The organism is Massilia genomosp. 1 (assembly GCF_011682185.1).
Taxonomy (GTDB): Bacteria; Pseudomonadota; Gammaproteobacteria; order Burkholderiales; family Burkholderiaceae_D; genus Telluria_A; species Telluria_A rubra.
This window is the reverse complement of sequence record NZ_WHJF01000050.1, coordinates 35,969-48,842: the sequence shown is the minus strand read 5'-3', so window position 1 is coordinate 48,842 and position 12,874 is coordinate 35,969. Positions and strand designations below refer to the sequence as shown.

Annotated in this window: 12 protein-coding genes; all 12 read left to right on the top strand. The window is 67.6% G+C overall.

The window, feature by feature from the left end:
- Nucleotides 1-154 precede the first annotated feature (154 nt).
- The 12 genes from F1735_RS18830 (at nucleotide 155) to F1735_RS18775 (ending at nucleotide 12,819) form a co-directional block, all read left to right on the top strand.
- Nucleotides 155-871, top strand: a complete 717-nt coding sequence (locus F1735_RS18830; RefSeq protein ID WP_167238364.1) for an ABC transporter ATP-binding protein — start codon at nucleotides 155-157, stop codon at nucleotides 869-871.
- A 20-nt stretch (nucleotides 872-891) separates the two neighbouring features.
- Nucleotides 892-1,800 (top strand): ExeA family protein, encoded by a 909-nt coding sequence (locus F1735_RS18825; protein ID WP_167238363.1) that lies wholly within the window; start codon nucleotides 892-894, stop codon nucleotides 1,798-1,800.
- A 67-nt stretch (nucleotides 1,801-1,867) separates the two neighbouring features.
- Nucleotides 1,868-3,727 (top strand): pilus (MSHA type) biogenesis protein MshL, encoded by a 1,860-nt coding sequence (gene mshL, locus F1735_RS18820; protein ID WP_167238362.1) that lies wholly within the window; start codon nucleotides 1,868-1,870, stop codon nucleotides 3,725-3,727.
- A 1-nt stretch (nucleotide 3,728) separates the two neighbouring features.
- Complete coding sequence (locus F1735_RS18815; protein WP_167238361.1) at nucleotides 3,729-5,135, top strand: tetratricopeptide repeat protein; 1,407 nt, start codon at nucleotides 3,729-3,731, stop codon at nucleotides 5,133-5,135.
- Between the two features lie 4 nt (nucleotides 5,136-5,139).
- On the top strand, nucleotides 5,140-6,843 hold the full coding sequence (locus F1735_RS18810; RefSeq protein ID WP_167238360.1) for a GspE/PulE family protein: 1,704 nt from the start codon (nucleotides 5,140-5,142) through the stop codon (nucleotides 6,841-6,843).
- On the top strand, nucleotides 6,843-8,048 hold the full coding sequence (locus F1735_RS18805) for a type II secretion system F family protein (protein ID WP_167238359.1): 1,206 nt from the start codon (nucleotides 6,843-6,845) through the stop codon (nucleotides 8,046-8,048). Before F1735_RS18810 ends, F1735_RS18805 begins: the two co-directional genes overlap by 1 nt.
- Before the next feature lie 8 nt (nucleotides 8,049-8,056).
- Nucleotides 8,057-9,652 carry a hypothetical protein gene (locus F1735_RS18800; protein ID WP_167238358.1) on the top strand — a complete coding sequence of 532 codons (1,596 nt, stop codon included), beginning with the start codon at nucleotides 8,057-8,059 and terminating at the stop codon, nucleotides 9,650-9,652.
- Nucleotides 9,652-10,293 carry a hypothetical protein gene (locus F1735_RS18795; protein WP_167238357.1) on the top strand — a complete coding sequence of 214 codons (642 nt, stop codon included), beginning with the start codon at nucleotides 9,652-9,654 and terminating at the stop codon, nucleotides 10,291-10,293. Before F1735_RS18800 ends, F1735_RS18795 begins: the two co-directional genes overlap by 1 nt.
- On the top strand, nucleotides 10,290-10,679 hold the full coding sequence (locus F1735_RS18790) for a hypothetical protein (RefSeq protein ID WP_167238356.1): 390 nt from the start codon (nucleotides 10,290-10,292) through the stop codon (nucleotides 10,677-10,679). The genes F1735_RS18795 and F1735_RS18790 overlap by 4 nt, the downstream gene beginning before the upstream one ends.
- A complete protein-coding gene (locus tag F1735_RS18785) occupies nucleotides 10,676-11,383 on the top strand; it encodes a type II secretion system protein (protein ID WP_167238355.1) in 708 nt (235 codons plus the stop codon). The genes F1735_RS18790 and F1735_RS18785 overlap by 4 nt, the downstream gene beginning before the upstream one ends.
- 3 nt (nucleotides 11,384-11,386) lie before the next feature.
- Nucleotides 11,387-12,124, top strand: a complete 738-nt coding sequence (locus tag F1735_RS18780; protein ID WP_167238354.1) for an ABC transporter permease — start codon at nucleotides 11,387-11,389, stop codon at nucleotides 12,122-12,124.
- Nucleotides 12,124-12,819: a hypothetical protein gene (locus tag F1735_RS18775; RefSeq protein ID WP_167238353.1), complete on the top strand. Its 696-nt coding sequence runs from the start codon at nucleotides 12,124-12,126 to the stop codon at nucleotides 12,817-12,819. The genes F1735_RS18780 and F1735_RS18775 overlap by 1 nt, the downstream gene beginning before the upstream one ends.
- The last annotated feature ends 55 nt before the right edge of the window (nucleotides 12,820-12,874 follow it).

Sequence of the window (12,874 nt, the reverse complement as noted above, 5' to 3'; positions counted from 1 at the left end):
CCCCGCCCCCCCGTGGTCCCCCCTCACGACACCCGCCCCCCCGCCCCCCCCCGCCCGGCGCCCCCCCCCCCCCCCCCCCGGGGGGGGGGGGGCCCACGGAGGTAACGCGGCAATCAACGCCTCGTCTTTTTCTCGTATTACCAACATTGCCAACATGAGCACACCCGCGCTGCGCTTTCGCCAGCTAGTCAAACGCTACGCCGGCACGCCGGTGCTGGACGGTATCGACCTCGACATCGCGCCCGGCGAAAGCGTGGGCCTGGTCGGCGTCAACGGGGCCGGCAAAACCAGCCTGCTCAAATGCCTGTTCGACTTCGTGCGCGTCGATAGCGGCAGCATCGACATCTTCGGCCGCGGCCACCGCGAACCTTCCGCGCGCAGTCCGCTGGCTTTCCTGCCCGAACGCTTCATGCCGCCCTACTACCTCAGCGGCGCCGAATTCCTCGCCTATATGGCCAAACTGAACGGCAAGCGCTACGACGGCGCCGAGGCGCGCGCCATGCTCGACGCGCTCGAGCTCGACCACGCCGCCCTCGCCATGCCGGCACGCAAGCAATCGAAAGGCATGACCCAAAAGCTCGGCCTGGCCGCCTGCTTCCTGTCCAACAAACAAGCCTACGTGCTCGACGAACCCATGAGCGGCCTCGACCCCACAGCGCGCGCCTGCCTGAAAGAGCGCCTGCAACACGTGCGCGCCCAGGGCGCCACCGTGTTTTTCAGCTCGCACGCGCTGGCCGACATCGAGGAACTGTGCGACCGCATGGCCATCCTGCACGGCGGCCGGCTGCGCTTCATCGGCACCCCGGCGGCCTGCCGCGCCGCCTACGACGCGGCCACGCTGGAACAGGCCTTCCTCGCATGCGTGCATTGAATCCCCGGAATCAACAACTTATGTATCACCACCATTTCGGCCTGCACCAGTCGCCTTTCGGCATCACGCCCAACCCGGCCTTCTTCTATGCGGGCAACACGCGCGGCGAGATCCTCGACGCCCTGCTCTACGCGGTCGAGCACGGCGAAGGCATCGTCAAGGTGACCGGCGAAGTCGGCAGCGGCAAGACCATGCTGTGCCGCATGCTGGAAAACCAGTTGCCGAAGCACGTAGACGTGATCTACCTGGCCAATCCGACCCTGAAAAACACCGAGGTCGCCTACGCCATCGCCGGCGAACTCGAACTCGACGTGAGCGGCAAGCGCATCGACGAAGTCACGCGCATGCTGCAAGCGGACCTGATCGCCCGCCACAGCGCCGGCAAGCAGGTGGTGCTGCTGGTCGAGGAAGCCCAGGCCATGCCCCTGGAAACGCTGGAAGAGGTGCGCCTGTTTTCGAACCTGGAAACGGCGCGCCACAAGCTGCTGCAAATCGTGCTGTTCGGACAACCCGAGCTTGACGCGCACCTGAACCTGGCCAGCATGCGCCAGTTCAAGGAACGCATCACCCACCACTTCGTGGTGCCGGCCATGCCGCCCGATGTGATTGCCGACTTCCTGGCATTCCGCCTGCATGCGGCCGGCTACAACGGCCCGGCCGTGTTCAGCGCCGCCGCCACCCGGCACATCGCGCGCGTGTCGCAAGGGATCGTGCGCCGCATTAACATGTTGGCGGACAAGGCCCTGATGGCGGCCTACATCGACGAGTCCGACCGGGTCGAAGCGCGCCACGCCAAGGCGGCGAGCGCCGACTGCGCCTTTGCCAGCCCAAACAGGGGGGCCGGCAAGACGCTGGCAATGGCCATTGCCGGCATGACCACGCTAGCGTTGCTGGCGTGGCTTGTTTGGCGCAGCATCTTCTTCCATTAGACGTGCGGCAATTGCCCCACGCTTACTTTTCCGCCATTATTGTGCCTTGGCACTCAAGAGCGCACCAATGACCCCGAAAAAACCTGTTTTTCCGCTGAGCACCGCCGGCACTGCCATTGCCTGCGTCGTCTTGAGCGCGTGCGCCACGCCCACCATGACCGGTTCGCCCTCGCATGTGACGGAAATGCCGCGCGCCGCCGGCCGCATTCCCGAGCCGGTGCTGCACAGCGCGCCGCTGCCGCCGCCCAAAGCCACGCCCAAGGTCGACACCTACAGCGTGACGGTACACAAGGTGCCGGTGCAGTCGCTGCTGTTCGCGCTGGCGCGCGACGCCCGCCTGAACGTCGATATCCACCCCGGCATCGAGGGCACGGTCACCCTGAACGCGCTCGACCAGACCCTGCCGCAGTTGCTGACCCGCATCGCGCGCCAGGTCGACATGCGCTACGAGATCGACGGCGCCACCCTGACCGTGCTGCCGGACACGCCGGTGTGGCGTAATTACAAGGTCGATTATGTGAACATGGCGCGCAGCACCAACAGCAGCGTCAATATCGCCACCCAGATTTCGACCGCCGGCGGCGGGTCGAGTTCCCCGACCTTGACCAACGCCAACGGCAGCACCAGCGGCGGCGCGGCGGGTGGCAATACCGGATCGGGCAACAACAATTCGACCACCTCGGTCACCAACCGCTCGGAAAACAACTTCTGGGGCAGCCTGGAAAAGAATATCCGCGACATGCTGCGCGAGACGACGCTGGGCGACGCGCCGAGCACGATCTCGGCGGCGCCGCCGCCAGCGGTGCAAGCGGCGCCAGGCGCGGCCCCGCTCGCGCCCAATCAACAAGCGCAGGCAACCCAGCCGGTGCCCGACAATGTGCTGGCCGCCTTCAACGCCTCCTCCAGCGAGCGCCAGCGCAACGCGCCGTCGGTGATCGTCAACGCCGAAGCGGGTTTACTGGCCGTGCGCGCCAGCGGGCGCCAGCACGAAAAAATCCAGCAATTCCTCGACATCGTGCTCGGCAGCGCCAAGCGCCAGGTGCTGATCGAAGCGACCATCATCGAAGTACAACTGTCCGACCAGTATCAGCAAGGCATCAACTGGAGCCGCCTGCGCGACGGCACGACCGGCTTGTCGCTCAACCAGAGCAGGGTCGGCACCGCAGCGCTGCCGTCGAACGTCGCGCTCGGCACCTCGGCGGGCATCTTCACCATGAACTACGTCAATCCGGCCTCGGCGCTGGGCAATATCAGCGCCGCGATCCAGTTGCTCGAATCGTTCGGCAAGGTCAAGGTCTTGTCCAGCCCCAAGATCAGCGTGCTGAACAACCAGACCGCGATGTTGAAGGTGGTCGACAACAACGTCTTCTTCACCATCAAGGTCACGCCCGCCGTGATCGGCGTTAACGGCAACGTCACCACTCCGGCCACCTACGAATCGAAGCTCGAGACGGTGCCGGTCGGCTTCGTCATGAGCGTGACACCGCAGATCGCCGACAACGACGAAGTCACGCTCAACGTGCGCCCGACCATCACCCGCATCGTCGGCCAGGTGCAAGACCCGAACCCGGTCCTGGCGGCGGAAAAAGTCATCAGCCAGGTGCCGGTGATCCAGGCGCGCGAGATCGAATCGATCCTCAAGGTCTACAGCGGCGATATTTCGGTGCTGGGCGGGCTGATGCAGGACTCGGTCGACAACGCCAAGGATGCGGTGCCGGGCGCGGGCCAGGTCCCCTTCTTCGGCAAGCTGTTCTCGTACCGCAACGAAAAGGTCAGCAAGACCGAACTGGTGATCTTCATCCGTCCGGTGGTGGTCAAGAACGCCAGCGTGAATGGCGACTACAAGGATTACCGTTACCTGCTGCCGGACACCACCGGCGCCGCCTCTGAGCCGTACTCCGAACCCGTGCGCGTAAAGGTACACTGACATGAGCCTGTTGATGCAGGCGCTCAAGAAAGCCGAGCGCGCCAAGCAAAACCATGTGCCGGACGAGGAACTGGCCAAGCCGTCCGAAGCCTACGACGAGGTGCTGGCGCTCTCGCCCCAGGAGGACGCCAGGGCCGCCGAGCCGCTGACCCTGTCGCCGCTGGACGTCGCGCCGGCTAGCGCGTCGCCTGGCGCGTCGCCTGGCGCGTCGCCTGGCGCGCCGGCTAGCGCGTCGCCTGGCGCGCGCGCCGGGCCGGCCATCGACTTCGCCCCCGAGGCGCCGCGCATGGCCACGCCCGATCCGCAGGCCGAACCGCCGCGCCGCTCGCGCAACGCCCCGCCGCCACCGCCGCCCAGGGTCAAGGCCCAGAAGCGCGCCGTGGCGGCGCGCATCGACGCGCGCACCATCCGCATCGCCGTGCTCGGCAGCATCGCCGTGCTGATTGCCGCCGTGTTCGGCTATATCTACTGGCACGCCGTGTACGGCCCCGGTTCCAGCCGCGGCTTGCCGATGGTGCCGATGCCGGGCCAGAACCAGCCGCTGGCAAGCGCTGCCGACGCCGCCGTGGCCGGCGTGCCCGTGCTTGCCGCCCAAGCCGGCGCGCAAGCGCCGGCGGCCCAGCCGGTCCAGGCGTATGCGGCGCCAACGCCGGCGCCCTCCTCGCGCGAGCAGATGCCGCCGGATGAAGCAATGCGCCTGGCGCAGCTGCAACAGCAGGCGCCGCCGCAAGCGCCCGCGCCCGCGCCCCTGCCTCGCAGCGCCAGTGCCCGCACCGTGGCGGCGGCCGATACGAGCGGCATCCGCGTGGCCCGGGTTGCCAAACCGGAGCAAGTCAATCCCTCGCTCCAGAACGGCTTCACGGCCTACAACAACGGCGACCTGCCGGCCGCGCGCCAGAGCTACCAGTCTGTGCTGCGGCAAGACCCGAACAACCGCGACGCCCTGCTCGGCATGGCCGCGCTGGCCGCGCGCGACAAGCAGGCCGAGCAAGCCGCCGGCATCTACGCGCGCCTGCTCGATCTCGACCCCAACGACAACGACGCGCTGGCCGGCCTGTCCAGCGTGCGCCAGGGCGACCCCGGGCAGTCCGAAGGGCGCCTGCGCCGCATGGTCGAGCGCAATCCCGAATCCGGCCCCTTGCTGTTCGCGCTCGGTAACCTGTACGCGCGCCAGGGCCGCTGGCCGGAAGCCCAGCAGCACTACTTCCGCGCCTATTCGGCCAATCCGAACAATGCCGATTACGCCTTCAACCTGGCCATTGGGCTGGACCGCCTGAACCAGGGAAAGCTGGCCTTGACCTACTACCAGCGCGCGCTGGAGCTGGCGCCGCGCGGCGCCGTCAATTTCGAGCGCGACGCGGCGGCCACGCGCGCGCGCGAGCTGGGCGCGCAAGCGGGCGGTCAATAAGCGCATGACGGAACACGCAAAATTCCCCCTCGGTAAACTGCTGATCCAGAAAGGGGTCATCAGCGAAGACCAGTTGCGCATCGCCCTGATCGAGCAAAAGCGCTCAAGCGAGCCGCTCGGCAAACTGCTCATCACGCTCGGTTTCGTCACCGAAGCGACGGTGCGCGAAGCGCTCTCCGAAAACCTGAACCAGCAAAGCGCCGACCTGACCAGCCTGGTGGTCGACGCCATCGCCTTGAAACTGATCCCGAAAGACGTGGCCAAGCGTTACCGCGTCTTCCCGATCGTGTACGAGCGCGCTACCGACAACCTGATCCTGGCGATGGCCGACACCAGCAACATCGTCGCGCTGGACCAGATCAGCGCCATGCTGGTCAAGGGCATCACGATCGAGGCCATGCTGGTCAACGAATCGGACATCACGCGCGCCATCGACCAGTACTACGGCTTCGAGCTCTCGATCGACGGCATCTTGCTGGAGATTGAAACCGGCGAAGTCAATTATGCCGCCATGGCCGCCACCACCGACGAATACAGCCAGCCGATGGTGCGCCTGATGGACGCGCTGCTGGCCGACGCGGTGCAGAACGGCGCCTCCGACATCCACTTCGAGCCCGAGCAGAGTTTCCTGCGCATCCGCTACCGCATCGACGGCATCCTGCGCCAGATCCGCAGCCTGCACAAGTCGTACTGGCCGGCGATGGCGGTACGCCTGAAGGTGATGAGCAACATGAACATCGCCGAATCGCGCGCGCCGCAGGACGGGCGCATCTCGATCAAGTTTTCGGGCCGCCAGATCGACTTTCGCGCCTCCGCGCAACCGACCACGCACGGCGAAAATTTTGTGCTGCGCGTGCTCGATCGCCAGAAAGGCCTGGTGCCGCTGGACGGGCTGGGACTGGGCGAGGACGAACTGCATTTATTGAAACTGATGATCGCGCGCCCGCACGGCGTGATCCTGGTGACCGGGCCGACCGGCAGCGGCAAGACCACCACCCTGTACTCGATCCTGAACCACATCAACACCGAGAGCGTGAACATCATGACCTTGGAAGACCCGGTCGAGTACCCGATGAACATGATCCGCCAGACCTCGATCAACGAATCGGCCAAGATGGGCTTTGCCGAAGGCATCCGCTCGATGATGCGGCAGGACCCGGACATCATCCTGGTCGGCGAAGTGCGCGACAAGGAGACCGCCGAGATGGCGTTTTCGGCCGCCATGACCGGGCACCAGGTGTACACCACCTTGCACACCAATTCGGCCATCGGCTCGGTCTCGCGCCTGCTCGACATCGGCATCCTGCCCGACATCATGGCCGGGAACATCATCGGCATCATCGCCCAGCGCCTGGTGCGGCGCCTGTGCCAGTCATGCAAGACCGGGTCGATCGCGGACGCGACCGAACGGCGCCTGCTTGGCCTGGGCCAGGAAGACCCGCCGGCCACCATCTGCCAGGCGGGGGGCTGCGAAGCCTGCGGCCACCAGGGCTACAAGGGCCGCATGGCGATCATGGAACTGCTCAAGGTGAACGCCGACATCGACGAAGCCATCGCCCGCCGCGCCTCGCTGCGCGAACTGAAAGCGACGGCGCGTGCCGCCGGTTTCCGCTCGCTGGTGGACGACGGCGTGCGCCGCGTGCTGGAGGGCGCCACCTCGCTCGACGAAGTGGCGCGCGTGGTCGACCTGACCGACAGGCTGGCCTGATGCCGCTGTACGCCTACCGCGCAATGGACCTGGCCGGCCAGATGGTGCCCGGCGCCATGGACGCGACCAACAGCGCCGACCTGGAACTGCGCCTGCGCCGCATGGATCTGGACCTGATCGACTTTCGCGTGGCGGGCCAGAAGGCGGTCGCTTTCGGCAAGCGCGTGGTGCGGCGCACGGACCTGATCAACTTCTGCTTCCACATGGAGCAGCTGACCGCCGCCGGGGTGCCGATCCTGGAAGGCCTGGGCGACCTGCGCGACTCGCTCGACCACCCGCGCTTTCGCGAAATCGTCACCGACCTGATCGAGTCGATCGAAGGCGGCCTGACCTTATCGGAAGCGCTGCGCCACCACGACGAAGTGTTCGACAACACCTTCACCAGCCTGATTACCGCCGGCGAATCGAGCGGCAAGCTGGCCGAGGTCTTCCGCAACCTGTCGGAAAGCCTGAAATGGCAGGATGAACTGGCCGCCCAGACCAAGAAAATCATCACCTATCCGATCGTGGTGGCGGTGGTGGTGCTGGCCGTGACCTTCTTCCTGATGATCGTGCTGGTGCCGCAACTGACCTCCTTCATCAAGAACATGGGTGGCGAACTGCCGTTCCACACCAGGGCGCTGATCGCGGTCTCGAATGTCTTCATCAATTACTGGTACGTGCTGCTGGCCCTGCCGCTGCTGGCCTGGTTCGGCGGGCGCGCGTGGCTGCGCCGCAGCGACAGCGCGCGCATGCTGGCCGACGCCCTCAAACTGCGCCTGCCGCTGATCGGCCCCGTGCTGCACAAGATCATCCTGGCGCGCTTCGCCACCTTTTTCGGGCTGATGTACGGCTCCGGCATCACCATCCTCGAATGCATCCGCCTGTCCGAAGGCATTGTCGCCAACCGCGTGGTGGCGGCCGGCCTGCAACGCGCGGCGCAGTTGATCTCGGACGGCCAGAGCGTGACCCTGGCGTTCCAGAACAGCGGAATCTTTCCGCCGCTGGTGCTGCGCATGCTGCGCGTGGGCGAATCCACCGGCTCGCTCGAGAGCGCGCTGCGCAACGTCAGCTACTTCTATAATCGCGAAGTGAAGGAAATGATCGAGCGCGTGCAGTCGCTGATCGAACCGGCCATGACGGTCACGCTTGGCCTGCTGCTCGGATGGATCATGCTGTCCGTGCTGGGACCGATCTACGACACCATGAGCCAGTTGAAAACCTAAGGACGGGTGTGCTGCCTAAACAATTATTCTACGTGACGAACGACCGGCTGTGTACCTTCGACTGGCGCGCCGGTACGCTCACGCCCGGCCCCTGCTTTGGCGCCGACCGTGACGGCATGGACGCCTTTGCGCGCCATCTCGATGGCGCGCAACAGGCGCGCGCCTACCTGGTCGCCGACCTGGTCGAAGAAGACTTCGCGCGCTGCCTGCTGCCGCACGTGCGTGGCCGCGCCGGGCGCAGCCTGGTCGAACGGCGCCTCTCGCACGCCTACCGCGACACCCCGTTCCGCCACGCCGAGATCCAGGACCGCGACAGCGAAGGCCGGCGCGACGACCATACCCTGTTCTCGGCCCTGACCAACGCCGCCATGGTGCAGCCGTGGGTGGCGCTGATGGAGCAGAACAAAGTCCCGCTGGCGGGGCTGTATTCGGCGGCGCACCTGGCGGCGCAGCTGGTGCGGCGCATCGGCATCGCCCAGGAGCACCTGCTGCTGATCGCCGAACAAGGCGGTGGCCTGCGCCAGAGCTATTTCCAGGGTCCTCACCTCAAGTTTTCGCGCCTGACGGTGCTCGCCGCGCACGACGACGTGGTCGAAGCGACCGCCTCCGAGACGGCCAAGATGCAGCAGTTCCTGACCAGCACCCGCCTGCTGGGACGAGGCCAGATGCTGCACGTGGTGGTGCTCGCGCCCCTGGCGCGCGTGGAAGCCCTGGAACAGCGCTGCGAGGACGACCACGAACTGGCCTTTCACTTCGTCGACATCGACAGCGCCTGCGCGCGCCTCAAGCTGGCCGGGGACGTGGACACGGCCGACGTGGACACGGTCGAACAGCTGTTACTGGGCCTGTTGGGGCGCGACGCGCCGCCGGGCCAGTACCCGCCTGGCGCCGCCGGCCGTTTTTACCAGCTCTGGCGCGCGCGCCTGGCGCTCAACTGCGCCAGCGCCGCGATCGCCTTGGTGGGCGCGCTGTGGCTGCTGGCTGCCGTGTGGGGCGGCGTACGCGACGACCAGGAAGGAACGCGCCTGCTGGCCGAGGCGGCGCAACTGGACGCGCGCTACCGCGCCATCATGGCGAGCCTGCCGCCGACGGCCGCGCGCAGCGCCAACATGAAGGCCGCAGTGCAGCTCGACGGCCTGCTGGCCGCCACAGCGCCCGCCCCCGCGCCGCTGGTGACGCTGGTGAGCCGCTCGCTCGAACGCGCACCGGCGATCCGCCTGCTGGCGCTGGACTGGCAAGTGCAGCAAGCGCCGCAAGCGGCGCAAGCGCCAATTGCGCAGCCCGGGCTTGACGCCGGTGCCGTCAAACAGGGCGACGGCGCCCCCGAACCGATCGCCGCCAGCGTGGTCGGGCTGCCGGGGGCGCCGCCGCAGGTGCTGCGCATCGACGGCGAAGTCGAATTCGGACCATCGGACTACCGCGCCATCGTCGACAGCGTAGACCAGTTCGCGCGCGACATGGCGGCCAACCCCGGCGTGGCCGTGCATATCGTCGAAGCGCCGGTCGACGTGCGCCAGAGCGTCAAGTTTAGCGGCAAGACCGACAGCGGCGACGCCGCTTCCGCCAAGCCCCGCTTTGCCATCAACGTGAGCTGGAAACCATGATGGCCAAGCCGAAGCCCGCGCGCGGCAAGCAGGCCGACACCAGCACCCCGGGCTGGCGCGATGAACTGGACTTGATCGGCGCCCCGGCCAGGCTGTGCGCCGGGGTGCTGCTCGGCGCCGCACTGCTGGTGGGCGCCGCCTCCTGGCATGCTGCGCAGCAGGCGGGCGAACTGGCGCAGGCGGCCCGGGTGCGCGCCGCCGCCGCCAGCCGCTTCCAGAACGTCGAATCGGAAAAACAGGACATCGCCATCTACCAGCCGCGCTTCGTGGAACTGCAGGCCGGGGGCTTGATCGGCGACGAAAACCGGCTGGCGTGGATCGAAGCGATCAAGGCGATCCAGGGCAACCGCAAGCTGATATCGGCCAGTTACGAGATCGAACCGCAGCAGGCGCTGGTGCTGGCAAGCCCGATGGCGCTGGGCGACTACCAGCTGCGCGGCAGCCGCATGCGCGTCGAACTGGGGCTGGTGCATGAACTCGACCTGTTCCACTTCATCGACGACCTGCGCGGCGCCGGGCGCTTCACGGTCCAGGACTGTAAGATGAAACGCACCGACGCACCGGCCGAATCGGTCGGCGTGGCGCGCCTTACCGCCAACTGCACGCTGCTGTTCCTGACGCTTGCCAAAGGAACGCCATGAAATCGATGATCAGCGCCTGCATCCTGCTCGGCGCAGCCATGACTGCCCAGGCCCAGGCCCAAATCGGGCGCCTGTTCACCACGCCGGCCGAGCGCCAGCAGCTCGACATCGCGCGCGGCCTGGTGGCGCCGCCGCCGCCGCCCCCGGTGCTGGCGGCGCCGCCCGCGCCGCAACCGATGACCGTCAACGGCTTCGTGCGGCGCGGCGGCGGCAAGTCCACCGTGTGGGTCAACAACGAGGCGCAGGATGGCGCGCGCAACCGCTTGAGCGGGCCGGCGCAGGCGCCGCGCGTGACGGTGACGCTGCCCTCGGGCCGGAAAGTGAGCGTCAAGCCGGGACAAAGCGTCGACGCCAACGCCGGCACTGTCAGCGAGCACCAGCCATGAAGCGATCGCAGGCAGGATTCAGCCTGGTCGAAATGGCGGTGGTGCTGGTCATCGCCGGCCTGATGATCGGCGGCTTGCTCACGCCGCTGGCGGTGCAGATGGAGCAGCGCAAGATCAGCGACACCCAGAAAAGCATGGACGAAGCGCGCGAAGCGCTGATGGGTTTCGCGCTGCGCAATGGCTACCTGCCGTGCCCCGCCATCTCGCCGGTCAACGGCCTGGAAGACCGCAGCGGCGCCACCTGCCGCGACGCCAAGCGCCAGGGCGTGCTGCCGTGGGCCACGCTCGGCCTGCCCAAGCTCGATGGCTGGGGGCGCGCATTCCACTACAGCGTGGCGCCGGCCTACAGCAACAGCGGCGCCATGTTCACGCTGCAAAGCCCGCGCGACATCACCGTCGGCACGCGCGATGCGCGTGGCAACCTGGTGGCGGCGACCGCCATCAACGACATTCCGGCGGTAATTGTCTCGCACGGGAAGAACGGCGCCGGCGGCTTTGGCGACAGCGGCATCCGCAGTCTCGACAACAGCACCAGCAACGTCGACGAACGCACCAACGCCAGCGGCGCCGGGATCGCTTTCGTGGCGCGCACCCCGAGCGACAGCCCCACCGCGCCGGGCGGCGAGTACGACGACCTGGTGATCTGGTTATCGCCAAACGTGCTGTTCAACCGCATGGTTGCCGCCGGCACGCTGCCGCGCTAGTCCATGCCGGGTCCCATTTTCACCATCGCCACTTGCACCCTGCTCGAAGCGCTGCGCAACCGCCTGGCCTGGGTACTGGGCCTGCTGGCGATCGGCACGGTGGCGCTGGGCGGCTTTCTGGGCCAGCTGGCGCTCACCGAAAGCGGCGCGCTGCAAGCGGCCCTGCTGGCGGCGCTGCTGCGCGTGTGCTGCGTGTTGCTGGTCGCCGGCTTTGTCGCCACCAGCGTGGTGCGCGAAACGGGCGACAAAGGCCAGGAACTGCTGCTTGCGCTGGCGCTGCCGCGCGCGGCGTATGTGCTGGGCAAACTGGCGGGCTTCGCGCTGGTGGCGCTGCTGCCCGCGCTGCTGTTCGGCGCGATGGCATTGACGCTGGCGCCCCCCGCCTGGTGCGCCGCGTGGGCGCTGTCGCTGTGGTGCGAGCTGTGCATCGTCGCCGCATTTGCGCTGCTGTGCGTACTTACGTTCGGGCAGGTGCTTGCGGCGCTGGCGGCCACGCTGGCCTTCTATGTGCTGGCGCGCGCCATCGGCGCCCTGCAGGCGATGGCGCAGGAGGCGGCGGCGCTGCCGCGCATCGCCATCGACGCGCTGTCGGCCGTGCTGCCGCATCTCGACCAGTTCACGCGCGGCGAATGGCTGGTGTACGGCGGCGCCCAGGTGGCGCCGCTGCTGGCGCAGACCGCGATCTATGTGACCTTGCTGGGCGCCGCCGCGCTGTTCGACTTTTACCGCAAGGACCTGTGATGGCCTCGCGCGTGCCGCTGCCGGTCACGCTGCTGCTGCTTGGCGCGCTGGCGCTGCAGCTGAGCTACCAGGCCACGCGCGCGCCCCGCCAGCGCGCCTTGTCGAGCCTGGCGCAGGCGCCACCGCTCGATGTGCTGCGCCTGGCCAGCCTGGGCGAACCGGTGGCGCTGGCCAAGGCCATGACGCTGCACGCGCAAGGCCAGGACGCGGCCGGCACACCGCTCAACAGCATCGATTACACGGCCTTGCGCAGCTGGTTCGAGCGCATCGTCGACCTCGATCCGCGCGGGCAGGCGCCCTTGCTGGCCGCCAGCCAGGTGTACGCCGCCAGCACCGACCCGGCGCGCATGCGCATCATGCTCGATTTTGTCTACCGCCGGTTCGGCGAAGACCCCGACCGGCGCTGGCCGTGGCTGGCGCATGCGGCGCTGGTGGCGCGCCACCGGCTGCACGATGCGGCGCTGGCGCGCCAGTATGCGCACGCCATCCGCACGCGCACCACGCCTGGCGTGCTGCCCGCGTGGGCGCGCCAGATGGAATTGTTCATCCTCGACGACATGGGCGAGGACGACAGCGCCAAAGCGCTGATCGGCGCCATGCTGGCCACCGGCCAGGTCAGCGATCCGCGCGAACTGGCGTGGCTGGAACGGCGCCTGCACGACATTTCGGCGCGCCAGCGCCAGGCCCATCCTTGATAGGCTAGAATAATGTGCAGGAATAGATGTGCATGAATAGTGCGCCGCCACCACA